General features: G+C 64.7%; 24 protein-coding genes and 1 pseudogene. 11 read left to right on the plus strand and 14 right to left on the minus strand.

Translation table 11 applies throughout. From position 1 onward, the window contains the following. Positions 1–99 precede the first annotated feature (99 nt). Entirely contained in the window at positions 100–774 is a 675-nt protein-coding gene (locus EHH60_RS06440; protein WP_124158628.1) for a response regulator, read from the plus strand. Position 775: 1 nt separating this feature from the next. After that, the gene (locus EHH60_RS06445) at positions 776–2,152 is read left to right on the plus strand and encodes a sensor histidine kinase (protein ID WP_124158629.1); all 1,377 of its coding nucleotides are present in this window, start codon (positions 776–778) and stop codon (positions 2,150–2,152) included. A gap of 26 nt (positions 2,153–2,178) precedes the next feature. Here the strand turns inward: EHH60_RS06445 and EHH60_RS06450 are convergent, their stop codons facing one another. The 5 genes from EHH60_RS06450 to EHH60_RS06470 form a co-directional block, all read right to left on the minus strand. Continuing rightward, positions 2,179–3,834: a TRAP transporter large permease gene (locus tag EHH60_RS06450; protein ID WP_124158630.1), complete on the minus strand. Its 1,656-nt coding sequence runs from the start codon at positions 3,832–3,834 to the stop codon at positions 2,179–2,181. A gap of 26 nt (positions 3,835–3,860) precedes the next feature. Continuing rightward, positions 3,861–4,442: a TRAP transporter small permease subunit gene (locus tag EHH60_RS06455; protein WP_124158631.1), complete on the minus strand. Its 582-nt coding sequence runs from the start codon at positions 4,440–4,442 to the stop codon at positions 3,861–3,863. A 169-nt stretch (positions 4,443–4,611) separates the two neighbouring features. After that, a complete protein-coding gene (gene moaA / locus EHH60_RS06460; protein WP_124158632.1) occupies positions 4,612–5,646 on the minus strand; it encodes a GTP 3',8-cyclase MoaA in 1,035 nt (344 codons plus the stop codon). Between the two features lie 108 nt (positions 5,647–5,754). Then, a complete protein-coding gene (locus EHH60_RS06465) occupies positions 5,755–6,222 on the minus strand; it encodes a hypothetical protein (protein ID WP_199751326.1) in 468 nt (155 codons plus the stop codon). Positions 6,223–6,361: 139 nt separating this feature from the next. After that, on the minus strand, positions 6,362–7,069 hold the full coding sequence (locus EHH60_RS06470; RefSeq protein WP_124158634.1) for an HAD family hydrolase: 708 nt from the start codon (positions 7,067–7,069) through the stop codon (positions 6,362–6,364). Positions 7,070–7,223: 154 nt separating this feature from the next. Between EHH60_RS06470 and rpiA the strand changes: the two genes are divergently transcribed. Genes rpiA through gor form a run of 3 tightly spaced genes read left to right on the plus strand, consistent with a single transcriptional unit; the run spans position 7,224 to position 9,921 of the window. Then, on the plus strand, positions 7,224–7,943 hold the full coding sequence (gene rpiA / locus EHH60_RS06475; protein ID WP_124159061.1) for a ribose-5-phosphate isomerase RpiA: 720 nt from the start codon (positions 7,224–7,226) through the stop codon (positions 7,941–7,943). Then, positions 7,940–8,485 (plus strand): DUF2059 domain-containing protein, encoded by a 546-nt coding sequence (locus tag EHH60_RS06480; RefSeq protein WP_124158635.1) that lies wholly within the window; start codon positions 7,940–7,942, stop codon positions 8,483–8,485. The genes rpiA and EHH60_RS06480 overlap by 4 nt, the downstream gene beginning before the upstream one ends. 47 nt (positions 8,486–8,532) lie before the next feature. Then, complete coding sequence (gene gor / locus EHH60_RS06485) at positions 8,533–9,921, plus strand: glutathione-disulfide reductase (RefSeq protein WP_124158636.1); 1,389 nt, start codon at positions 8,533–8,535, stop codon at positions 9,919–9,921. Between the two features lie 160 nt (positions 9,922–10,081). Here the strand turns inward: gor and EHH60_RS06490 are convergent, their stop codons facing one another. Both EHH60_RS06490 and EHH60_RS06495 read right to left on the minus strand, forming a co-directional pair. Beyond that, positions 10,082–11,221 (minus strand): hypothetical protein, encoded by a 1,140-nt coding sequence (locus EHH60_RS06490; protein ID WP_124158637.1) that lies wholly within the window; start codon positions 11,219–11,221, stop codon positions 10,082–10,084. Positions 11,222–11,548: 327 nt separating this feature from the next. Beyond that, positions 11,549–11,734 carry a hypothetical protein gene (locus tag EHH60_RS06495; protein WP_124158638.1) on the minus strand — a complete coding sequence of 62 codons (186 nt, stop codon included), beginning with the start codon at positions 11,732–11,734 and terminating at the stop codon, positions 11,549–11,551. A 487-nt stretch (positions 11,735–12,221) separates the two neighbouring features. Between EHH60_RS06495 and EHH60_RS06500 the strand changes: the two genes are divergently transcribed. The 4 genes from EHH60_RS06500 to EHH60_RS06515 are packed head-to-tail and all read left to right on the plus strand — an operon-like array spanning position 12,222 to position 14,306. Then, positions 12,222–12,695, plus strand: coding sequence for a TerB family tellurite resistance protein (locus tag EHH60_RS06500; RefSeq protein ID WP_124158639.1), 474 nt, complete (start codon positions 12,222–12,224; stop codon positions 12,693–12,695). Continuing rightward, the gene (locus EHH60_RS06505) at positions 12,692–13,054 is read left to right on the plus strand and encodes a hypothetical protein (protein WP_124158640.1); all 363 of its coding nucleotides are present in this window, start codon (positions 12,692–12,694) and stop codon (positions 13,052–13,054) included. Before EHH60_RS06500 ends, EHH60_RS06505 begins: the two co-directional genes overlap by 4 nt. Beyond that, positions 13,051–13,689, plus strand: coding sequence for a TerC family protein (locus EHH60_RS06510; RefSeq protein WP_124158641.1), 639 nt, complete (start codon positions 13,051–13,053; stop codon positions 13,687–13,689). Before EHH60_RS06505 ends, EHH60_RS06510 begins: the two co-directional genes overlap by 4 nt. A 32-nt stretch (positions 13,690–13,721) precedes the next feature. Continuing rightward, a complete protein-coding gene (locus EHH60_RS06515; protein WP_124158642.1) occupies positions 13,722–14,306 on the plus strand; it encodes a TIGR00645 family protein in 585 nt (194 codons plus the stop codon). Between the two features lie 231 nt (positions 14,307–14,537). On the opposite strand, the gene EHH60_RS06520 is transcribed toward EHH60_RS06515, so the two are convergent. From EHH60_RS06520 to EHH60_RS37960, 6 genes and pseudogenes are all read right to left on the minus strand, one after another. Next, a complete protein-coding gene (locus tag EHH60_RS06520; RefSeq protein ID WP_245454419.1) occupies positions 14,538–15,815 on the minus strand; it encodes an MFS transporter in 1,278 nt (425 codons plus the stop codon). Between the two features lie 41 nt (positions 15,816–15,856). Then, positions 15,857–16,300, minus strand: coding sequence for a cupin domain-containing protein (locus tag EHH60_RS06525; RefSeq protein ID WP_035701455.1), 444 nt, complete (start codon positions 16,298–16,300; stop codon positions 15,857–15,859). 21 nt (positions 16,301–16,321) lie between these two features. Beyond that, positions 16,322–17,122, minus strand: coding sequence for an alpha/beta fold hydrolase (locus EHH60_RS06530; RefSeq protein WP_124158643.1), 801 nt, complete (start codon positions 17,120–17,122; stop codon positions 16,322–16,324). Between the two features lie 54 nt (positions 17,123–17,176). Next, positions 17,177–17,725 carry an NAD(P)H-dependent oxidoreductase gene (locus EHH60_RS06535; RefSeq protein ID WP_245454420.1) on the minus strand — a complete coding sequence of 183 codons (549 nt, stop codon included), beginning with the start codon at positions 17,723–17,725 and terminating at the stop codon, positions 17,177–17,179. Positions 17,726–17,742: 17 nt separating this feature from the next. Next, positions 17,743–18,681, minus strand: a complete 939-nt coding sequence (locus EHH60_RS06540; RefSeq protein ID WP_245454421.1) for an acyl-CoA dehydrogenase family protein — start codon at positions 18,679–18,681, stop codon at positions 17,743–17,745. An 83-nt stretch (positions 18,682–18,764) separates the two neighbouring features. Continuing rightward, positions 18,765–18,971 (minus strand): annotated as a pseudogene (locus EHH60_RS37960) (acyl-CoA dehydrogenase family protein); the annotation flags it as partial. A gap of 387 nt (positions 18,972–19,358) precedes the next feature. Here EHH60_RS37960 and EHH60_RS06545 point away from each other — a divergent pair. Further along, a complete protein-coding gene (locus tag EHH60_RS06545) occupies positions 19,359–20,132 on the plus strand; it encodes a LuxR C-terminal-related transcriptional regulator (protein WP_124158644.1) in 774 nt (257 codons plus the stop codon). Between the two features lie 155 nt (positions 20,133–20,287). Beyond that, entirely contained in the window at positions 20,288–20,551 is a 264-nt protein-coding gene (locus EHH60_RS06550) for a hypothetical protein (protein WP_124158645.1), read from the plus strand. 7 nt (positions 20,552–20,558) lie between these two features. Here EHH60_RS06550 and EHH60_RS06555 read toward each other — a convergent pair whose 3' ends face one another. Then, positions 20,559–21,455, minus strand: a complete 897-nt coding sequence (locus tag EHH60_RS06555) for an alpha/beta hydrolase family protein (RefSeq protein ID WP_124158646.1) — start codon at positions 21,453–21,455, stop codon at positions 20,559–20,561. Positions 21,456–21,626 lie beyond the last annotated feature (171 nt).

Below are 21,626 nucleotides of genomic sequence, written 5' to 3' on the forward strand. Positions count from 1 at the left end.
CGGCTCACCGCGCATTTTTTCGCTGGCCCAGCCGTCCGGAATGCTGGAAAAGAGCGGCGAAGATTTCGGCGCGAGCCGTGCGGTGACACCGGAATATCGATGCGCCTTCTGATCGTCGAGGACAATGCCGAGCTGTCTCGGCTCGTTGCTGCCGGGCTGGCCGCGGCCGGCTATGAGAGCGACATCGTCGGCAGCGCGGCCGAGGCGCGCGAGGCGGTGAGCAGCGTCAACTATGCCGCGATGATCCTCGACCTCGGCCTGCCCGACGACGACGGTCTGTCGGTGCTGCGCGAGCTGCGCCGGCAGATGGAGCCGTTGCCGGTCCTGGTGCTGACAGCCCGCGGCGGCTTGCAGGACCGCGTCACCGGCCTGCGCAGCGGCGCCGACGACTATCTCGCAAAGCCGTTTGCGATGGAGGAGCTGGTGGCGCGGCTGGAGGCCATCCTGCGCCGGCCCGGCCAGCTGCTCGGCCGCTCGCTCAGTCTCGCCAACCTCGTCTATGACACCGAGAGCCGCCAGATCTTCATCGACGACCAGCCGCGGATCATCTCCGCGCGCGAAAGCTCGGTGCTCGAGATCCTGCTGCGCCGGCAGGGGCGTGTGGTGCCGAAGAAGAACGTCGAGGACCACATCTTTGGGCTCGAAGGCGAAGTCGCCTCCAACGCGGTAGAAGTCTATGTCTCGCGGCTGCGCAAGCAGCTGGCTGAACACGGCGCCAGGGTGGTGATCCACACCATCCGCGGCGTCGGCTATCTCATGACCGAGGAGAAATAGCGTGCCCGCGGCGGGGCATGCCAGATCGCTCACGTTCAAATCGCTGATCTCGCGCATCGTGTTCCTGCACATCGTCGCGGTCGCGGTGGTCGCGATCTTCCTGCCGCTGGTGCTGTTCTGGCTGCTCAATTCCGAGATCGAGCAGCTGCATCGCGATGCCATGCGCGCGCAGGCCCAGGTACTGGCCGAGCACATCGTCGCGCAGCCGGACGGCACGTTGAGCTTCAACCTGCCCGACAGCCTGAAGGGGCTTTATTCGGACGCCTACGGCCGCTACCAGTTCGACATTCGCGATGCCGACGGCCGGCTGCTGTTCTCCTCCCACCGCCGCCCGGCCGCTGTGGCGCAACCACGCTTCCCGGAAACCATCTCCGGTGCGGGCGTCACGCGGCATATTGCCGGCAAGACGGTGCGCATCCAGGTCGCCGAGGACCTCGCGCACCGCGACGTCATCACCGACGACATCGTCTCGAACTTCTTCCGGCGGGTGGGGTGGATCACCATTCCAATCCTCCTGGTGCTGCTTGCCACCGACATCATCATCTTCCGCCGCGCGATTGCGCCGCTGTGGAAGGCCTCGGAGGAGGCGAGCAATATCGGCCCGGCGCGCATCGACATCCGCCTGCCGACGGCGCAGATTCCGCGCGAGATCATGCCGCTCGTCACCGCCGTCAACCAGGCGCTCGACCGCCTGGAGGAGGGCTTTAGGCTGCAGCGGCAATTCACGGCGGATGCCGCGCATCAATTGCGCACGCCGCTTGCGATCCTGCGCACGCGGATCGAGACGCTCGGCGACGGTGCAGCACGGCAGGCGCTGCATGCCGACGTCGAGGCCATGAGTCGGCTCGTCGCGCAGCTCCTGGAGATCGCCGAGCTCGACACGTTGGTGCGCGATCCCGGCGAGACCGCGGATCTGCGCGCCGTCTGCGCCGAGGTGGTCGGTTCGATCGCGCCCTTCGCAATCGCCCAGCACAAGGACATTGCGCTGAAGGGCACCGACGCGCCGGTATTGATCCAGGGCAATTCCGAGATGATCCAGCGCGCCATCTTCAACCTTGCCGAAAACGCCATCAAGTTCACGGCGAAGGACACCTCGGTTGACGTCGAGGTTCGCGAAGACGGTTCGGTGCGCGTGCGCGATTGCGGTCCGGGCATCGCGGAAGCCGAGCGCGAGCTGATCTTCCAGCGCTTCTGGCGCGCCGACCGCAGGCGCAGCGACGGCGCAGGCCTGGGGCTCTCGATCGTGCGCGCGGTGGCGGACGATCACGCGGCCACGGTTGCGGTGGCAAACCTGCCCGGCGGCGGCGCGGAGTTCACGCTGCGGTTTCGGCCGGCGAACGAGGTGGCCTCTTCACCCTCCCGAGGAGGGGGAGGGTAAGAGGGCAACAGTCGCGCCATCCTTTGCTATTTCTGCGGCGGGCCGAGATCGAGCGGCGGCAGGTCGATCTGCGGCACCTCGATCTTGATCGTAGAGGGATCGATGTTCGTCTGGACGCCCTTGTAGTGCATCACCATCGCAGGGAATGCGATCACGAGGCCAACCATGATGATCTGGATGATGACGAATGGGACCGCACCCCAATAGATCTGGCCGGTGGTGACGGGGTCCATCCTCTTGCCGGTGACGCGATCGGTGTATCGCTCCTTCGGCGCGACCGATCGGAGATAGAACAGCGCGAAGCCGAACGGCGGATGCATGAACGAGGTCTGCATGTTGACGCCGAGAATGACGCCGAACCAGATCAGATCGATGCCGAGGTGCTCGGCGGCAGGTCCGAGCAGCGGGATCACGATGAAGGCCAGCTCGAAGAAGTCGAGGAAGAAGGCCAACACGAACACGAGCGCGTTGACGAAGATCAGGAAGCCGACCTGGCCGCCGGGCAGGGAGGTGAGCAGGTGCTCGACCCAGACATGGCCGTTGACGCCGTAGAAGGTGAGCGAAAAGATGCGGGCGCCGACCAGGATGAACACGACGAAAGCAGACAGCTTGGCGGTCGATTCCGTGGCCTGCCGGATCAGGTCCCAGCTCAGCCGGCGCTTCGCGGCGCCGAGGAGGAGGGCACCGGCGGCCCCCATCGCGCCGCCTTCGGTCGGCGTCGCGATACCGATGAAGATCGTGCCCAGCACCAGGAAGATCAGGAACAGCGGCGGCACCATGACGAAGGTGGTCTGCTGCGCCATCTTGGACAGGAAACGGAAGCCGGTGAGCTTGTCGATGACCCAGTTCAGCACGGCGACGACGAAGGCGAAGATGATGCCGTAGAACATGCTGAGCACGACGTAGTCGGCGCCATGCACGCTCGAATTGCGCATCATGAACCATCCGAACACGCAGCTTGCGAGGAACAGCATGCCGAGCGAAACGAGGCCGCGGCCGCCATCGTCCTCGCGGAAGCCGATCGCCTCCTTCGGCAGGCCCGGCGCGGCTTTCGGGTAAATCATGCTCACAAGGAAGGCGTAACCGGCATAGAGGCCGGCTAGCACGAGGCCAGGAATGAAGGCGCCCTCGTACATGTCGCCGACGGACTTGCCGAGCTGGTCGGCCATCACGATCAGGACGAGCGAGGGCGGAATGATCTGGGCGAGCGTGCCGGACGCGGCGATGACGCCGGATGCCACGCGGCGGTCGTAGCCGTAGCGCAGCATGATCGGCAGCGAGATCAGACCCATCGAGATCACGGAGGCGGCGACCACGCCCGTCGTCGCGGCGAGCAGCGCGCCGACGAAGATCACGGCATAGGCAAGGCCGCCGCGGATGGTACCGAACAATTGGCCGATCGTGTCGAGCAGGTCCTCGGCCATGCCCGAGCGCTCCAGCACCAGTCCCATGAAGGTGAAGAACGGGATGGCGAGCAGCGTGTCGTTGTTCATCACGCCGTAGACCCGCTCCGGCAGGGCCTGGAGAAAGTCGGGATGGAATTGGCCGAGCTCGACGCCGATCACGGCGAAGAACAGGCCGACGGCGCCGAGCGAGAATGCCGCGGGATAGCCGAGCAGCAGCACGACGACCAGCGACACGAACATGATGGGCGCCATATTGGCGATGATGAATGCGGTCATGATTTCCCCTAAACCGTCGCCAACCGCTACTTCTTCTCGATCGCTTCGACGAGATGCTCGACTTCGGCCTCCAGCGCCGACACCTGGGATTCATGCGGGTCCGGCATCAATCCGCGCATCACCGCAATCCGCTTGATCAGCTCGGAGATACCTTGCACGAGCAGGAAGGCGAACCCGATCATGATCAGGGACTTGGCGGGCCATTGCGGCAGGCCACCGGCGTTGCCGGATTGCTCGTTGATGTGGAAGGAGCGCTGGAAGAACGGCACTCCGGTGATGATCATCACGATGCAGATCGGAATGAGGAAGAACAGGTGACCGACCACGTCGATCACGTTGCGTGCCTTCTTCGGCAGCGCGTTGTTCACGATATCGATGCGGATGTGCTCGTTGTCGAGCAGCGTCCAGGGCGAGCAGAGCAGGAAGACGATGCTGAAGAGCACCCATTGCAGCTCAAGCCATGAATTCGACGACGTGTCGAACGACTTGCGGATGATCGCGTTGACTGCCGAGATGATCACGGCGAGCACGATCAGCCAAGCCACGCGCTTGCCGGCCCAGCGCGTGAACGCGTCGATCCTGCTGCTCAACTTAAGGAGCGCTTGCAACGATAGGTCCTCCCCCGATTGTGCCCCGGCCGTCTTGACTGCGCCGAGTTGGCGCGTGGCTTGTCTCGCCGCGCAGGCATGAGGCAGCCGCACCAAACCAGCGGGCGTGCCGCCAGTCAATCGGAAGTTTGTTGATAGTTAAGGGGAATAAGGTCGTATTCCGACGGTGTTAGCCGCCGGTGACGCTCATGTGCCTGCTGACGCTGGGCCGGTCGTGGCGCCGATCGATGATGAAATCGTGCCCCTTGGGCTTCAGGCCGATGGCGCGGTCGATCGCATCCGCAAGCAGCAGGTCGTCGGAAGATGCACGCAGAGGTTTGCGCAAGTCGGAGGCGTCCTCGTGGCCGAGGCATGTGTGCAGCGTCCCCGTGCAGGTGACGCGCACCCGGTTGCAGGATTCGCAGAAATTGTGGGTCATCGGCGTGATGAAGCCGAGCTTGCCGCCGGTTTCGGCGACGCTGACATAGCGGGCCGGACCGCCGGTGCTCTCTGGCAGATCCGTCAGCGTGAATTGCTGGGTGAGGCGGGCGCGCACCAGCGACAGGGGCAGATACTGGTCGATCCGTCCCGATCCGATCTCGCCCATCGGCATGACCTCGATCAGCGTCAGGCCCATGCCCTTGCCGTGGGCCCAGCGGATCAGTTCGGGCAGCTCGTCCTCGTTGAGGTTCTTCAGGGCGACGGCGTTGATCTTCACCGCAAGCCCTGCGGCGCGCGCGGCCTCGATACCCTCGAGAACCTTGTCGATCTCGCCCCAGCGGGTGATCTCGCGAAACTTCCCGGGGTCGAGCGTGTCGAGGGAGACGTTGATGCGGCGGACGCCGCAATCGGCGAGCTCGCGCGCGTGTTTTGCAAGCTGGGTGCCGTTGGTGGTCAGCGTCAGCTCGTTCAATGCGCCGGTCGAAAGATGCCGCGACAGCGAGCGCACCAGCGTCATCACGTTGCGGCGGACCAGGGGCTCGCCGCCGGTGAGCCGCAGCTTCTTCACGCCCTTGGCGATGAAGGCCGTGCAGAGCCGGTCAAGTTCCTCCAGCGTCAGGAGGTCGGCCTTGGGCAGGAACGTCATGTCTTCCGACATGCAGTAGAAGCAGCGCAGATCGCAGCGGTCGGTGACCGAGACACGCAGATAGCTGATGGTCCGCCCGAACGGATCGGTCATCGCGCCCGAGAGCGCGGCACGGGGGCTCGCAGAAAGTCCGTTCATACCAAATGCCTTGTCACTTGCGGCGACGGGCGCACCTTTGCTTCAGCGGTGCCGTAAAAGCAATCTAAGCATCGGACGCGGCTAGGACAATCGGGTGGTAGATGCAGATCAGCGCTTGCCTGCATTCGGATCGGGGAACGGCGAGGCCGCTGCGGGTGCAGCATCGGCCGGCGCTGCGGCGGGCGCGGCAGATTTGGGTGTCTTCGGCCGGTGCGGCTTGCGGACCGGTTTCGGCGGCACCGCCGGCTGGAGTTCCGCAAACACCGGATTCGGATCGGTGGTGACGGAGGCGGGGGTGGTGAAATCGCCGGGATTCCTGGCCACATTCACCGGCACGCTCGCCGGCTGGTACTTGGGCAGGGCGAAAGCGACCGTGAAGGGCGCATCGGGCGCGGGAACCGAGACCGAGCAAGGGGTCTTGCAGCCCTGACCGAGTGAGGTCGTGGCATCAGCACCGGGGGGATTGGATTCGAGCCTGACCTGGACGGTCGGCGCCGATTTGAACATGTCCCAAGACATCGAGGAGCAGCCACCCAGGCTCGCTCCTGCTAACGCAATCGCGATGACACGACGCATGAACCATCCACTTCTATTGCGACAAACCGCCACATCCCCGGGGCGACCTTAGAAGTGTCGTTTGGGGCAGGCAATTGGCGCGCGGCGCATAGACAATAGATGGTTAACGCAGGGATGTTTGCGAAATAATATAGTCCTATCAGCTGGTTGTGGCGGATGACGCCGTCATCAGGCTGATGGCGGCCGCCGGCAGGTCACGCATGTGATGGATCAGTCGGTCTGGCTTCAACTCGGCGATCGGCACGTCGGTGTAGCCGAAGCTGACCCCGATGACAGGTACCCCAGCCCGCCGGGCGACCCCAACGTCGGTTCCGGCGTCGCCGACCATGATGCTGGCCTTCACGTCTCCACCGGCGCGCGCAACGGTCTCGCGGAAAATGGTCGGATCTGGCTTCTGGACGCCAAAAGTGTCCGCCCCGCAGATCGCTGCGAATCGGCGGCTGAGGTCGAGCTGGTCCAGCAGCCGCTTCGACAGCCATTCCAGCTTGTTGGTGCAGACCGCGAGGCGATGGCCTCGCGCCGAAAACTGGTCGAGTGCGGCCTCGAGCCCCTCGAAGGGGCGGGATTCGACCGCGATATGGTCGGCGTAATAGGCGATGAAATCCGCGGTCATCCGGTCCATGTCCGCGGGTGTGACGGTGCGGCCTTCGGCCTCCAGCCCCCGCTCGATCAGCTTGCGGGCGCCGGCGCCGATCATGTTGCGGGCCGAGGCCATGGGCACGGGCGGCAGACCTTCGCGGTCAAGCACGTAGTTGAGGGCGGTGATCAGGTCGGGCGCGGTATCCACGAGCGTGCCGTCGAGATCGAAGACGATGGTGTGAGGGCCAGTCCCTTTGAAGGAGGTCATCACCCAGCGCTACCGGTCCGGTCGTATCCGCGCAAGGGGCGGGCCCATAAGATCACCTTATAGGCCTGTTCCCGCGAGAGAAACGAGGCTACATAGGCCGCCGAAAGCGGCCGCGATCGGCGGCTCATCCTCCGAATTCAGGGCGGGCGCACACGTGAACATGGACCAGTTGAAGCGGCAGGCTGCTGCGCGCGCCCTCGAGGAGGTGCGCGACGGCATGCAGCTCGGGCTCGGCACCGGCTCGACAGCCAAGCATTTCGTGGAGCTGCTCGGCGAGCGCGTCGCCGCCGGGCTCAAGGTGGTCGGCGTGCCGACGTCCGAAGCCACGCGCGCTGATGCGGAACGTTGCGGCGTCCCGCTGACGACACTCGATGAGATCGACCGTCTCGACATCACCGTGGACGGTGCCGACGAGATCGATCCCGAGCTCAATCTGATCAAGGGCGGCGGCGGCGCGCTGCTGCGCGAGAAGATCGTGGCGGCCGCCTCGGATCGCATGATCGTGATTGCCGACGACACCAAGTGGGTGCCGACGCTCGGCAAGTTTCCGCTGCCGGTCGAGGTCATCCCGTTCGGGCTTGGTGCGACGCGCCGGGCGATCGAAAAGGCATTTGCCGAATGCGGCGTTTCCGGGCAAATGGCGGTCCGCAAGGACAAAGGCGGCCACGTTTTCGTCACCGATGGTGGCCACTGGATCGTCGATGCCCAGCTCGGACGTATTGTGAATCCCCCCGGTCTCGCCAAGGCGTTGAGCGCCATCCCCGGGGTGGTCGAGCATGGTTTGTTCATCGGCTTGGCCAGCTCGGCCGTTCTGGCGGGCGGCGAAGGAATTCGCGTGATTGAACGGCGGAAGCCGAAAGGAGACCAGGAATGAAGAACGTGTTGAAATTCTTGCCGGCCGCGACTCTCGCTGTGGGACTGGCCGTCTCGGCCGCCCCGGCCGTCGCCCAGCAGCCCGCCCAGCCCAAGGCTGCCGCCGCACCGGCCCAGCCGAAGGCATCGCCAGCCGCGATCGCGGCGGCCAGGGAGATCCTGCAGATCAAGAACGCCACTGCGATGTATGCCGGTGCCGTGCCCGGCGTCGTCGAGAAGACCAAGATTGCGCTGATCCAGCAGAACCTCAACTACCAGAAGGATCTCAACGAGGTCGCCTCGATCGTGGCCCAGCAGCTCAACGGCCGCCAGAACGAGATCGGCGAAGGCATGGCCCAGATTTATGCCAGCGAATTCACCGAACAGGAGCTGAAGGATCTCGTCACCTTCTACAGGTCGCCGCTCGGCAAGAAGCTGATCGAGGCCGAGCCGCGCGCCATCGGTCTCAGCATGGCCTTCATGAACTCCTGGGCCCAGAACTTCTCCGAGACCGTGATGGGCGCCTTCCGTGCCGAGATGCGCAAGCGTGGCAAGGAGATCTGATCGATCCTATTTGATCAGAGATTGTTGAAGGGGTGGCGGAGTGGACCATGGCTGAATTCGACGTCGACCTCTTCGTCATCGGTGGTGGTTCGGGCGGCGTGCGCGCCGCCCGCATCGCGGCCGGACACGGCGCCCGCGTGATGATCGCGGAAGAGTACCGCATGGGCGGCACCTGCGTGATCCGCGGCTGTGTGCCGAAGAAGCTGTTCGTGATCGGCTCGCATTTTCGTCAGGACCTCGAGGACGCCGCGGGTTTCGGCTGGACCGTTCCTCCGGCCAGCTTCGACTGGCCCACACTGATCGCCAACAAGGACAAGGAGATCGCGCGGCTGGAGGCGGCCTACACGACGAATGTCGAGAAGTCGGGCGCGCAGATCGTCAAGAGCCGCGCGGTGATCGAAGACAAGCACACCGTCCGCCTGCTCGAGAACGACAAGAGGATCACCGCAAGGTACATCCTGATCGCCACCGGCGGGGCTCCCAACCACGGCGCCGCGATTCCCGGCATCGAGCACGTGATCTCCTCCAACGAGGCGTTCCACCTTGCGAGACTGCCGAAGCGGATCGTGATCCAGGGCGGCGGTTACATCGCGCTGGAATTTGCCGGCATCTTCGCCGGCTTCGGCTCCGACGTCACCGTGATCTATCGCGGCGACAATATCTTGCGCGGCTTCGACGAGGACGTGCGCACGCATGTGCGCAGCGAGATGGAGAAGCAGGGCATCACCATTCTCACCGGCTGCACGGTGACCAGGGTCGATCGCCACGGCGAGAGCTTCACCACCCATCTGTCGAACGGATCGAGCATTGGCTCCGACCAGGTGATGTTCGCCATCGGCCGCCATCCCAACGTTGCCAATCTCGGGCTGGAGAAAGCCGGCGTCGCCATCAACCCGAGCAATGGCGGCATCGCGGTCGATCATTTCTCCAGGAGCTCGGTCGACAGCATCTATGCGATCGGCGACGTCACCCACCGCTTCAACCTGACGCCGGTGGCGATCCGCGAGGGCCATGCTTTTGCCGACACCGTGTTCGGCAAGCGCGAGGTCACGGTCGATCACGCCAACATCCCGACCGCCGTGTTCTCGCAGCCGGAGGTCGGCACGGTTGGTCTGACGGAGACCGAGGCGCGCGCGCAATTCAGCCACGTCGACATCTACAAGACGACGTTCCGCCCCATCAAGGCGACGATGTCGGGCCGCGACACCCGCGTGCTGATGAAGCTCGTGGTCGACGGCTCATCCGACCGCGTGCTCGGCTGCCACATCGTCGGCGATGCCGCCGCCGAGATTACGCAAGCTGTCGCGATCGCGGTGAAGATGAAGGCGACCAAGGCCGATTTCGATGCGACCATCGCGCTGCATCCGACCGCGGCCGAAGAGCTCGTCACGATGCGCACGCCGACCGCACGCCATGTGCGGCAGGCGGCGGAGTAGGGGAGAGGTTGTCGGACGAGCCCGGGCCTGCACGGTTCGAGACGCCCGCTGTGGCGGGTCCTCACCATGAGGGTCTGAGATTTCGCCGCAATACACGACCTCATTCTGAGGGCCCGCCGCAGGCGGGCGTCTCGAAGGATGGCCGCAACGAGATGCGCGCCTACCCGTACAGATACCCGACCGGCTTGCCTTCGGTGCGCAGGGGACGGACATCCTTGTGCGTGATGATCTGACCGGCGAGGCCGTCGATCTCGTCGCGCTGCGTCGGCGTCCAGCTGCGCAGCTCGTTCATGCCCTTGAGCAGGCCGAGCCGCAGCACCTGGGTGTTTTCGCCGACAGCCGTGAGGCTGATGGAATCCCTGCCCGCCGTCACCACGTCGCCGGCTGACAGCTCGAAGCTCTCGCCGGTCCTTCTCTTGAACTCGGCCGTGCCGCGAATGACGCGATAGATCACGACCTCGCCCTTCGCAAAACAGGTCGCGTCCCCCGCGGCAGACGTGCTCTTCGGCAAGAGTGCGTGGCCACGCGGGTCGGTCGCGATGATGTGGCCCGTGACGAGATGCCCGCTCGGAATTTCGATGCCGATATCGCGCAGGTAAACCGGCATCGCCGATCTGACAGAACCGTCGGTGAGCGGCTTAAACAGTGCGTCGAGCGCCAGGGGATCCTGAAGCCAGAAGCCGGCATCGGCCGGCCGGTCATGCAGCGGATGGCTCCAGGCCACGCGCGGCGTTTCGTCCTCGTTGATCTGATCCGGACCGACAATGGTCGGATTCGGAAAGGTGGTGGGATCGGTGATGAAGGCTTCGAGGAATTTGCCGGAATAGCCCATCGAGATCGGATCGGGCACCACCGTCTGCGGCGTCTTCAAATTCTCTTCGGTCGACAGACCCGACCAGGTGTAGAACAGCTGGCGATGCACGATCGCGCTTTGCAACATCACCGCGCCCGGGCCGACATTGTACCAGCGGCCGTCATAGTCGAAGGTGAACGCGCCCGAGGTGACCAGCACGAGCTGAAAGCCGCCCGGCGGAAGATGAAGATGGAAATCGGTGGGCCCGGTGTCGGGCCGGTAGATCGGCAGATTGGTCGCGACCTCGTGCAGCAGGAAGCTCTCGTTGTTGGCGTGAAAGCCTTCATTGGCGCGGTTGTAGAGGGCCTGCGGCCGGTACGTTGCCTCGAACTTCGCATCCCGGTCGCGATCGATCGCCACGAAATTGCGGTCGTTGAGGCGCAATCGCGCGCCGTTCGGATGGGTGAGGCCAGTGATTTTGAGATCTCCGGCAGCATGCACGTTCATGGCATTCTCCGATCTGGGGCCGTCCATTCCGGAGCCGGGCGCACGCAACTTGCCGCTCTCTATCGTGGGCGGGCAGGGAATGGGGCCTGCTGCTGTCTTGCGAATTCTGGGCCAGTCGGCGCGTGCTGCGCGGGCAGGCTCGCCGCCCGCACGCGGCGCGAAGGAAAAGCTTGATTGCACCTGAGGTTAGACGGCGGGTTCGCCAACGGGCCCGACCTTTTCGCCCAGCCCGCGAGTTGAGTGGAGCGACGTGTCTTGTCCAATTTGTCGGCAGCCCTGCAGGTCGCGACGACAGGCAAATGCCGGCGGCTCAGCGTCTGAAGCCGTTCATTCGAACGGGTGGCGGACGGTCCGCTCGGGCTTGCCGAACGGGCTATCCGCCCACTTCGCCATGTCCAGCGCGCGGACATCGATGCCTTCGCACCAGAGGCAGCTCGGTTCCGCGCGGCCTTTGGGTGTCAGCATCGGGACAAGCGCATGGCCGCAGCCGGTGCAGAATGTGGTGCGATTCATGCGCTTCTCCGCGCTCATCGGATTCAAGGACGACATTCTCGCTGCCGAAGCTTGCGCGGGCGCTATGACGGCGCAGACGCTCGTTCCCGAGAGGGGCAATGTACCGATTCATCATGACACGGTTGCGATGTCGTCTGCCGTTCCACGATAGGCGGAGCGCATTTCCTTCCGGTCCCGACTCTGCGCCCGCAACGCGAAGAGCGCTGCAGCGCATCCGGGACGCGGTTCGTCACAATGGAACCGATGCGGCGGCTGGTCGCACGCATGCTGCCTTGATTCCGACAGAGCCACCTTTATCTCTAACCAGAACAAGAATCCGGGCCCCTCTGGCGAGGACGCCGACGATGTCGGCAAACCTCGTGATGTCGGATGACCTGTCCCGCGCGAATGCGATGGATCGGCCGATCGTCGGGCCTTTGTTCGTTCTCTCCGACTCTTCGTCCGATCGCAGCTCCGTGCGGCCATTTCGCAAGTTAAGGGAGCTACGATGTCTGACGCCAAAACCTCTAATCCGATCGAGATCACGGAGCCGTCCAGCCTGAACGAGCAGGCCGCGGTCGCGCTGGTGATTGTGGGCGCGCTGGTTGCGGTTGCCGACCGGCGTGTTTCTCCGGTCGAGCGTGACGAGGTGATCCGTTTCATCAGGGATCGCAGGCTGGCGCCGCACATTTCGGACGAACGGCTCTCTGCGATGTTCGATGAACTCGCCGAACGGCTCGAGGAGCCGGATTTTGCCAACGTCGTGATCGACACGCTGCGGCCGGTTTCGAATCTGCCGCTCTCGTCTCATCTGATGGAGCTGTCGGAGCGCGTTGCTGCCGCAGATGAGGACGTACATCCCCACGAAGTCCAGGCGATCAAGTTGTTGCGTCTGCTGACGCTGGTGCTGCCGCGCGCGAAGCCCATCGTGCCGAATGCAGCGGGCGCCGAGCTGCAGGCCGCCCTGAAGGAGCAAGCATGAGCACAGTTTTGGACCAGCGCACCATGGAAGCCGAGGGCACCACCGGCGAGGTCGCCGGTGGAGATCCGCGCATGGCCAAGCTCGTCGACCGCCTGCCGCCGCGCATGGGCGATACCTTCACCTATCTGCTCAGGCCGTCCAGCCGCTGGGTCAGGATCCCCTCGGGCACGCTGCTGGTCGCCGGCGGTGTGCTGTCCTTCCTGCCGCTGCTCGGCGTCTGGATGCTGCCGCTCGGCCTCGCGCTGCTCGCCGAGGACGTACCTGCGCTGCGCTCCTCCCGATCCAAGGTCTTCGACTGGATCGAACGCCGCAAGCCGCACTGGCTCGATCCGTCGACATCGAAGAATGATCAAACATGACTGAATTCATCACCGCCGAGGCGCTGACCGCGCTGTTTCAAGTCGTCCTGATCGATCTCGTGCTCGCCGGCGACAACGCCGTCGTCATCGGCCTCGCCGCGGCGGGCCTGCCGGCCGGACAGCGGCGCCGCGCCATCATCGTCGGCATCGCCGCGGCCACTGCGCTGCGCATCGCCTTCGCCGGCGTCGCGACCCAGCTCCTGCAGGTCATCGGCCTGCTGCTCGCCGGCGGCGTGCTGCTGCTCTGGGTGTGCTGGAAGATGTGGCGCGAGCTGCGCGAGCAGGCGACGCATTCGGAGCAGCTCGCGTTCAGCCACGGCGGCGGCGCGGATGCTGCGCCGGTGCAGCGAAAGACCTTCGGCCAGGCGGCGGCGCAGATCGTCGCGGCCGACGTCTCGATGTCCCTCGACAACGTCCTCGCGGTGGCGGGCGCCGCGCGCGAGCATCCCTACATCCTCGCCTTCGGCCTGTTGCTGTCAGTCGCGATGATGGGTGTCGCCGCCGATCTGCTCGGCCGCGTGCTCCAGAAGCAGCGCTGGGTCGCCTATGTCGGCCTCGCCATCATCATTTACGTCGCCTTCGAGATGATCTATCGGGGCTCGCTCGAGCTCGCGCCTGTCATCGCGAGTCTCTGAAGCGCATTCCTGTCTGCAATCCGGAGCGATCCATGACGTCTGAACCCAAGGCACCTTCGGCGCTGGCGGCGCCAAGGCCGCCGATCGGCCTGTTTCCGAAACTGATCTTCGGCTCGCGCTGGCTGCAATTGCCGCTCTATATCGGCCTCATCGTCGCGCAGGCCGTCTATGTGCTGTTGTTCCTGAAGGAGCTCTGGCACCTGGTCGTGCACTCGTTCGATGCCAGCGAGCAGCAGATCATGTTGGTCGTGCTCGGGCTGATCGACGTCGTGATGATCTCGAATCTGCTGGTGATGGTGATCGTCGGCGGCTACGAGACCTTCGTCTCCCGCCTGAACCTGAGCGGGCATCCGGACGAGCCGGAATGGCTCAGTCACGTCAACGCCAGCGTGCTCAAGATCAAGCTCGCGATGGCGATCATCGGCATTTCCTCGATCTCGCTGCTCAGGACCTTCATCGAGGCCGGTAATCTCGGCACCAACCGCAGCAATTTCACCGAGAGCGGCGTGATGTGGCAGGTCCTGATCCACATGACCTTCATCATCTCGGCGATCGGCATCGCCTGGGTCGACCGCCTCAGCGAGAGCGGCCATCGCAAGGAGTCCGGCCACGGCTGAGCCTGCGAATGGGGCCGCGCCTTGAGGCGGCGGCCCCGCCACCATATCGGCGGAGCCTCGCCGAACGTCGTCTTGTAGCCGGTCTCGAGGAATCACAAGCCGCCGATGCGCAGGTGATGTTTGCTTTGAACGACCATCCAGCCGTCTGAGGTGAGGTGGCCGGCGTCCGTTCATGGTTTCTTTCCGCAGATCTCGCGGGATGCCGTCGCCTCCGCTCTGTGGAGAGCGTATTCATTCCGCTGGGCTGCCGACGACCGCACCCTGCTTGAGGTCTTCGCGGGCGAGGATCAGCACAAGGCCGACGATGATCAACTCGACCACCGCGAAGGCGACGAAAGCCTCGGTGAACGCGCCGGAAGAGGCGTTGACGATGGCTACCATCATCCAGGGCGCCACGAAAGCCGACAAGATGCCGAACACCTCCGCATAGCCGATCGCCGCCGGTGCGAGCGCGTCGGAGTATTTTTCGCTGAGCAGCGCGAAGATCGCGCCGCCGCCGAGCAGCGCGACGCCGCTGAGGGCCGCGAACAGCACCAGTACACCGAACGGCATCGGCGTAACGACGCTCCAGAGGAACATCAGGGCGGTCAGGAAGGCGAGCCCCGCGGTGAGCTTGATCATGAACGGCTTGCCGAGCCGGTCGGACATGTAGCCGCCGATCACCAGGAAAAGGACCTGCGAGAGCCCCATCACGGTGCCGATCACGGCGCCGGCTTCCGGCGGCATGTGCTGCACGGCGATAAAGGCGGGCACCACCCAGGTCGCGGTGCCGGCGATTGCGAAGGTGCAGGCCACGATGCCGAAGCCACCAACTGCGATCCATTTCGAGCGGAAGATTTCGCCAAGCGGCAGGTGCTTCTGAGGCGTCTCGTTCCCCCAGGTGAAGTCGACGATACCAATCTCGCTCGGGCTATTGCGAACGACGAGCGCGTCAATCGCAGCGACGATCAGGGTGCCGACCGCCAGTACTGCGAAGAAGGTCCGCCATCCGGTCGCAATGGTCAGGGGAATGCCGAGTGCGAAATCCAGGGTGATGGCGAGGCTGTAGGCCGCAAGGATGACCCCGACCACCGACCCGCGCCGGCTCTGCGGAAACCAGCCGAAGATCAGCTTCATGTTGCCGATGAAAATGGCGGCATCGAAGAAGCCGATCAGGAGCCGCAGCAGCACAAGCTGGGTGTAGGTCTGGACGAACACCTGAAGCATCATCCCGAGACCGGTGCCGGCAAGTCCGATCAGCAGCATGTTGCGCGCCGTCATCGAGCGGCTCACCGGTGACCACACCATCATCCCGATGCCATAAGTCAATGCGAAGATACCCTGCGCCAGACCGGCCTCGGCGGGATTGAGTTTCAGGCTCTCGGAGACGAAAGGCAGCACGGCCGCGAAGGCGTACCAGTCGGCCGCGAGGAATATCTCGCAGAAGATGGCGAGTGCCAGCATGCACTTTTGCCAGACGGCAATCCGTAGGCGGTCGCTCTCGGAAATGGTGGTCCAGGAGATCGTCATGATCGATCCTCGCGGTTTGAACTTTCGGCGGGAGACGAGCATCAGGCCGGGGGCGGCAGGAAATTGACCTCGTGCTCGGCGGCACGCCGAACGACTTCCTGCGGATCGGGCAGGTTGTGGATGCGCTCGAACAGCTCCTTGAGCGATCGCGTCGGCGCGACCCAGAACAGGCTGGTCGCGGTTTCGCCGGACTTGTTGAAGATGCCGTGGGGAATGCCTTTGGGCATGCGCACGAGGTCCCCGGCGGTCGCCACCAAGTCCTTCCCGTCAAGCCAGAGATCGTAACGGCCGCTCAATACGTAGACGAATTCGTCCTGGGTCGGATGAACGTGCGGCGGCACGAAGGTGCCGTCGGGGAAAACGGCATGCCAAGCCATCGACGCCTCGGAGTGCTGCTTCAGCGTGTAGGTCTGGCCCAGAATGTTCCAGACGATGTTGCCAAAGCCGTCTTTGGCGGGGGTTACGCCCGGAGGCATCTCGATCATGGTGGTGTCCTTCTGTCTGAGCTATTCGGCTAGAAAATCGGTGACGTGATGCGCGGCGGAGGGCGTTTCCTCGAACACCAGATGTCCCGTGTCCGGCACCAGCGTCACGCGCGCGTGGGGCAGCCCGGCCTTCCAGGCCTCGGCCTGCGCCGTTGGGCGCAGGCGATCCGCGGCGCCCCACAAGACCAGCGTCGGCATCGTGATCCGGTGCAGCCAGTGCGCGAGCTTTGGATTGCCCTGCGGATCGCTGCGGATCAGCTTGGCGAAGCCCGTCACTTCGCGCCCGAGGCGGGCGTCGAACGCAGCATCTGGCGCCTTGGGAAAGTAACGGAGCGCGTTTGACGGATCGTGCGCGAGATAGGCCGGCAAATCCTGTGGCGCGATCTCGAACAGGCCGGGGGCCGGCGCGCTCGCAACCACGAGGCCGGCGGGCGCGACCAGCACCAGCTTGCGGACGCGATGCGGCTGGCGGATGGCGAACTCGGCGGCGAGCCATCCGCCGAGCGAAAATCCGGCAAGATCGAACGTCGCCAGTCCCAGCTTGTCGAGCAAGTCCGTGGTCTGGAGGACATGATCCTCGATCGTATCGATCCAGACCGCATCGCCGGAGTCGCCGAAACCGGCCTGATAGGGAACGATGACGGTGTGCCGCTTCGCCCAGTCGCGCGCCATCTCAAATCCGGTAAACGTTCCGGTCCCGTGCAGGAACACCAGCGGGGGGCCACTTCCGATGGTTTGAACGACGGTGCGCACGCCGTTGATGTCGTATTCCGCGCGAGCAAAGCCGGGGAGGTCGGGCGAGGGTTTCACGGTCTCAAGCATGATGGTTGTCTCCGGTTGAAGGCAGCCTGTCTGGGCACCGCAGCGGAATAGGAGTCATGCGGCCTTGACCCGGCGGTTGCCGACAAGCGCTGCGAACTGCTCCACGGCGTTGGCAAGGCGAGCGGCAATCATCGGCGCCAAGGGGGCGCCCGGCGCCAGTTCGTCGCTGCTCGCATAAATCGCGGTCGACACCGTGCAGGCCTCGAAGAACCCGAACAACGGACGGAGCTGATGCTCGACCACCAGCGAGTGGCGCAGTCCGCCGCCGACCGCCGTCAGCAGCACCGGGCGATTGCGCAGCACGCCGGGCTTCATCAGGTCAAAGACATGCTTGAACAGGCCGGGATACGAGCCCTGGAACACCGGGCAACCGATCACCAGGCCATCGGCATGCTCGATCGCCTCGACGAGGTCGCGCGCGCGCTCGTCGAGCCCGTTGCGGGTAAACGCGGCGATGCCCAGGCCGGCATCGACGAGGTCGAGGATGTCGCTCTTGAGCGCGTGTTGTGCCAGGAGATCGGCCGCAACGGCTTCAACAAGCACGCGCGACTTTGCGGGGCGCCAGCTGCTGCCGCAGAAGCCAACGATGCGGGGTCTGTTCACGCTGACCTCCTGCGCGCTCAGCCAGTCACCCCGAACACCGTCCATTGCGCGCCGGGCCCGGGAAGGCCGAGCAGTGCACGGCCGCATTCCTCGACGATCTGGTCGGCCATCAGGATGTGCTGGGTGCCTGAGTGGATGTCGCGATAGAAGCGCTGCATCGGTGTGTTGTGCAGCGAGGCACCTCGGGCTGCCCGGTGCGCGAAGGTCGAGACGTCGGACAGGACGTCGTGGATGTGCCGCAGCGACAGCTTGATCATTGTCATTTGCGCCAGCGAGGGACTTTCGCCGCCGGCGCAGGTCTCGGAGACCTCCTTCCAGGTTTCGTGCACCAGCGCACGTGCCGCGCGAAAACGAGCCTCGGCCTGCGCGAACTGGAACTTGAAGCTGGCGCTCTCGCACGACTTGCCGAAGGGATCCTGGCGCGGGATGATGACCTTCACGAGTTCGTCGAGCATGCGGCGGCCTACGCCGACCGCCCAACTCGAGTGCGCCCAGGCGCTATAGCCCGCGAGCCCCAGCGCGCCCTGCACGCCGCCGCGACGCGGCGCGCCGATGTCGAAATCGTAGGTCATGTGTGCAGGCACGAACAGCTCGTCGCCCTCGCTGAGCGTGTAGTCGAAGCTTCCGGTGGCGCGCAGGCCGAGCACGTCCCAATTGCCCATCAGCTTGATGGTCGCCCGCGGATGGTGGGTGACGACGATCTTGGGCTGTCCGTTGGGACCGAACACCATGTCCTTGCCGGAGGCGTCGGTGACGAAGCAGCCGGAATGGACCCATTCGGCGTGCTGGATGCCGCTGCCATAGGCCCAGTTGCCGCGGATCATGTAGCCGCCATCGACCGGACGGGCGAAGCCCCGCGGGACGCCGTTGCCGGCGATGGTGATGTCGGCGCCTTTTGCGAAGACCTTCTTGATGCCCTCGTCCTCGACGTAGATGGCGAGCGTCGTGCCTTCCATATTGTTGCCGATCGCACACCATCCGGCGGACGCATGTAGGCAAGGCGCTCGATCACGGTCATCGCGTCGTAGGGCAGAAGTTCGGCGCCACCGACCTCGCGGGGAAACAGCATCGTGTAGATGCCGGCTTTGCGAAGCGCGGCAACGACGTCGTCGGTGAGATAGCCCTGTGCCTCGGCCTCGGCCGCGCGGGACTCCACCAACGGCAGCACGGCCTCAAGGCGCGCGTGGAACTCGGCCACTGATGGCGTCGTGGAGGGCCTGGCGGCGCGTTGCATGGAAAGGCTCATGGTCGGTATCTCCACGTCAAGCTGTTGCTCCGCCGTACGATCGACGGGGAGGATCGGGATCGGCGGGGACGGCGTCCGTCGGCAAAGCTCCGCCGTCGCGTGCCAAGGCTGTTGGCGCGCGGGTGAGCAGGCAGTTCGCGATGGCGACGTGACCCCGTCGGAACCACGTGATGTCGTCACGCGGTTCACGATGGCCGAATGCTAGGGATGAAGTGGGCAGACCGGCAATCCCCCATCATGGGGGGATCGCCGTTGCTGCTGTGCCGCAAAGCTGAGCCGGAGAAGCACGGCTCTGCCGCTTCTTTTCGCTTGACCGGAGAACAGGCGAAGAAGAAATTTTAAGCCTATAACAAATCCTAATGGGCGCACGTCGCGCGAGGAGTGGCGGTGAGGGCCAAGCAGGAGCAGTTGGACGGTCTGCACGAAGGCCGGCTGGCGGATCGTTTGATGTCGATCGCCGAGAGCCGTTCGGTGCGTGCGCTTGGCGTGGCCTGTTGCTCAGCAATCACCGAACTCACGGGCTCGCCGACTGTCGGCCTCTACCTGCTCGACGGGCTCGAGCCCGCCCTGGTCTACAGCCGCTACGTCGCCGACGGCCTGCTCGACAATTACAAGGCCGGCTTCTGGAAGCACGACCCGGTGCTCGACTGCATCATGACCCGCGGCTGCGCGGTCGACGGCGAAACCGTGATCGGCCCGCAGCATTGGCGACATAGCCCGACGTTCGAGATGCTGCACGAATGGGGCTTCGCCTACAATATGGGCGGGCCACTGTGGTGTGGCCAGAAGATCATCGGCGTGCTCTTCACTGCGACGACGCAGACGGGCGCACCCTATACGCCGCGCGCACGACTGCGCATGGAGATGCTATGCCGCGCCGGCTCGCTGGCGCTGACCAACATGTTGAATGCGGGCGAGATTGAAACCCACCGTAGCCCGAGCTGTCATCCCGGGGCGGCCGGGACGCTGTCGGCATCGCTGCCGCCGCGCTCGGCTGATGTCGCCATCAGGGTTTGCCGCGGCCAGACCAACAAGGAGATTGCCCGCGAAATGGGGATATCCGACCAGACCGTGAAGGAGCACGTCGCCAATTTGTGCCGCCGGTTCGGCGTGCACAACCGGACCGAACTTGCGGCCTGCCTTCTGAGCGCGCAGCAGTAAAGACGCCGCCTGCAGCGGGCGTTAGGCCTCCGGATCGCTAAAATCGTCTGCAATCCGTTCAGCGGCGGCAAACCCAGCGGACAAGAACCGCGCAGCCTTAAACTTCGATTTTGGAACCGGTCTGCATCCTGCCCGCAACAGGGCAGGGCATCGGCATGTCAATTCTCAGGGAGATCATCGCAGCGGTCGCGGGAGTCTACGCGCTCCTGTTCGTCTGCGACGCATTGTTCGGGGTCGGCGAGACGCGCTTCGACGACGCCTATTATCGCGCCAGCTTCTACGCGCCGCGGCCGAAGGAATTTCGGTTCGCGAGCGACACGCCGCCGGCGGTGCGCGTCAGCGACGCCTTCGCGCAATTCGCGCCGGGTGACGCCAAGGCGAACCGGCGCTACTCGTCTCTGACGACGATCATCCGATGACGCAGCCTCATTCGCCCTGAATCCATTCCGCCACGCCGCGCCACAGCGTGTCGCGGTGCTCGGGGCGGAAGAAGCCGAAATGGCCGATCGCCTTGGCGCCGACGTCGGACGGCTTGATCGTGAGCACCTCCGGCTCGATGGCGGAGAAACCGCTCGCGAGCAGCTCGACCGCGGGGCGCGTGGCCCAGGGATCGTCGGAGAAGCACAGCGCGCGCAGCTCGCCCCTGAACCTGGCGAAATTCTCCAGCGCCGGCAGTCTTGAATCGAACAGATAGCGCGGGCTCGAGACCCATTCGGCCCATTGCAGGAAGACGCCCTTGGGCAAATCCTCGCCGACGCCGGCCCAGCCCGGAGCATAGCCGAGCGCGTGCGTGAGCGGTACGCCAACGAGGTTCATGAACGCGAAGACGCGGTACTTTTCCGGCGAGGTCATCAACCGCCACGTCGCAGCCTGCGAGGCCACGAACGCGGCGCGCGAGATCTCGCTGTTGTTCGCAATCAGTCCGAGCGCCTGGCCGCCGAAGGAATGTCCGACATAGGCAAGCGGCAGGGTGCTATAGCGTTCACGCATCCAGCTCACCGCGGCGGTGACGTCGAGTTCGGCCCAGTCGGACATCGAGGCCTTGAAGCCGACCAGCGATCTGGGCCGATTGTAGCCGACCATCGCCGGCAGCCGGGAGTCGCCGATGCCGCGATAGTCGTAGGTCAGCACCGCGCAGCCGCGACGGGCGAGGTAGGAGGCAAAGCCCCGATAGATCTTGCGCGGCACGGCGGTCGCCGAATTGATCAGGACGGCATGGCGCTTGGCGCCGCGCGGCAGGAACAGGGTGCCGGTCAGCGCATAGCCGTCGGTCGCGGGGAAGCTGATCTCGTCGATGAAAACGTCGTCCAGTGCCGCATCCATGGGCGGTCAGTATCCTGCCAGTTTCTTTGCCTGCTCCGAGCAAATTCGAGTTCAGCTTTTCCCGCAAGGGTTTGCGCTGCGAAATGGATTTACAACTGGCGGTCGGAAGCCAGCCTGTGTATAAGGCGGCCCTCGCAACCCCTAGATCAGGTTGTGCTTTTTGCTTCACGG

The sequence above is a fragment of the Bradyrhizobium sp. RP6 genome, assembly GCF_003837805.1.
Taxonomy (GTDB): Bacteria; Pseudomonadota; Alphaproteobacteria; order Rhizobiales; family Xanthobacteraceae; genus Bradyrhizobium.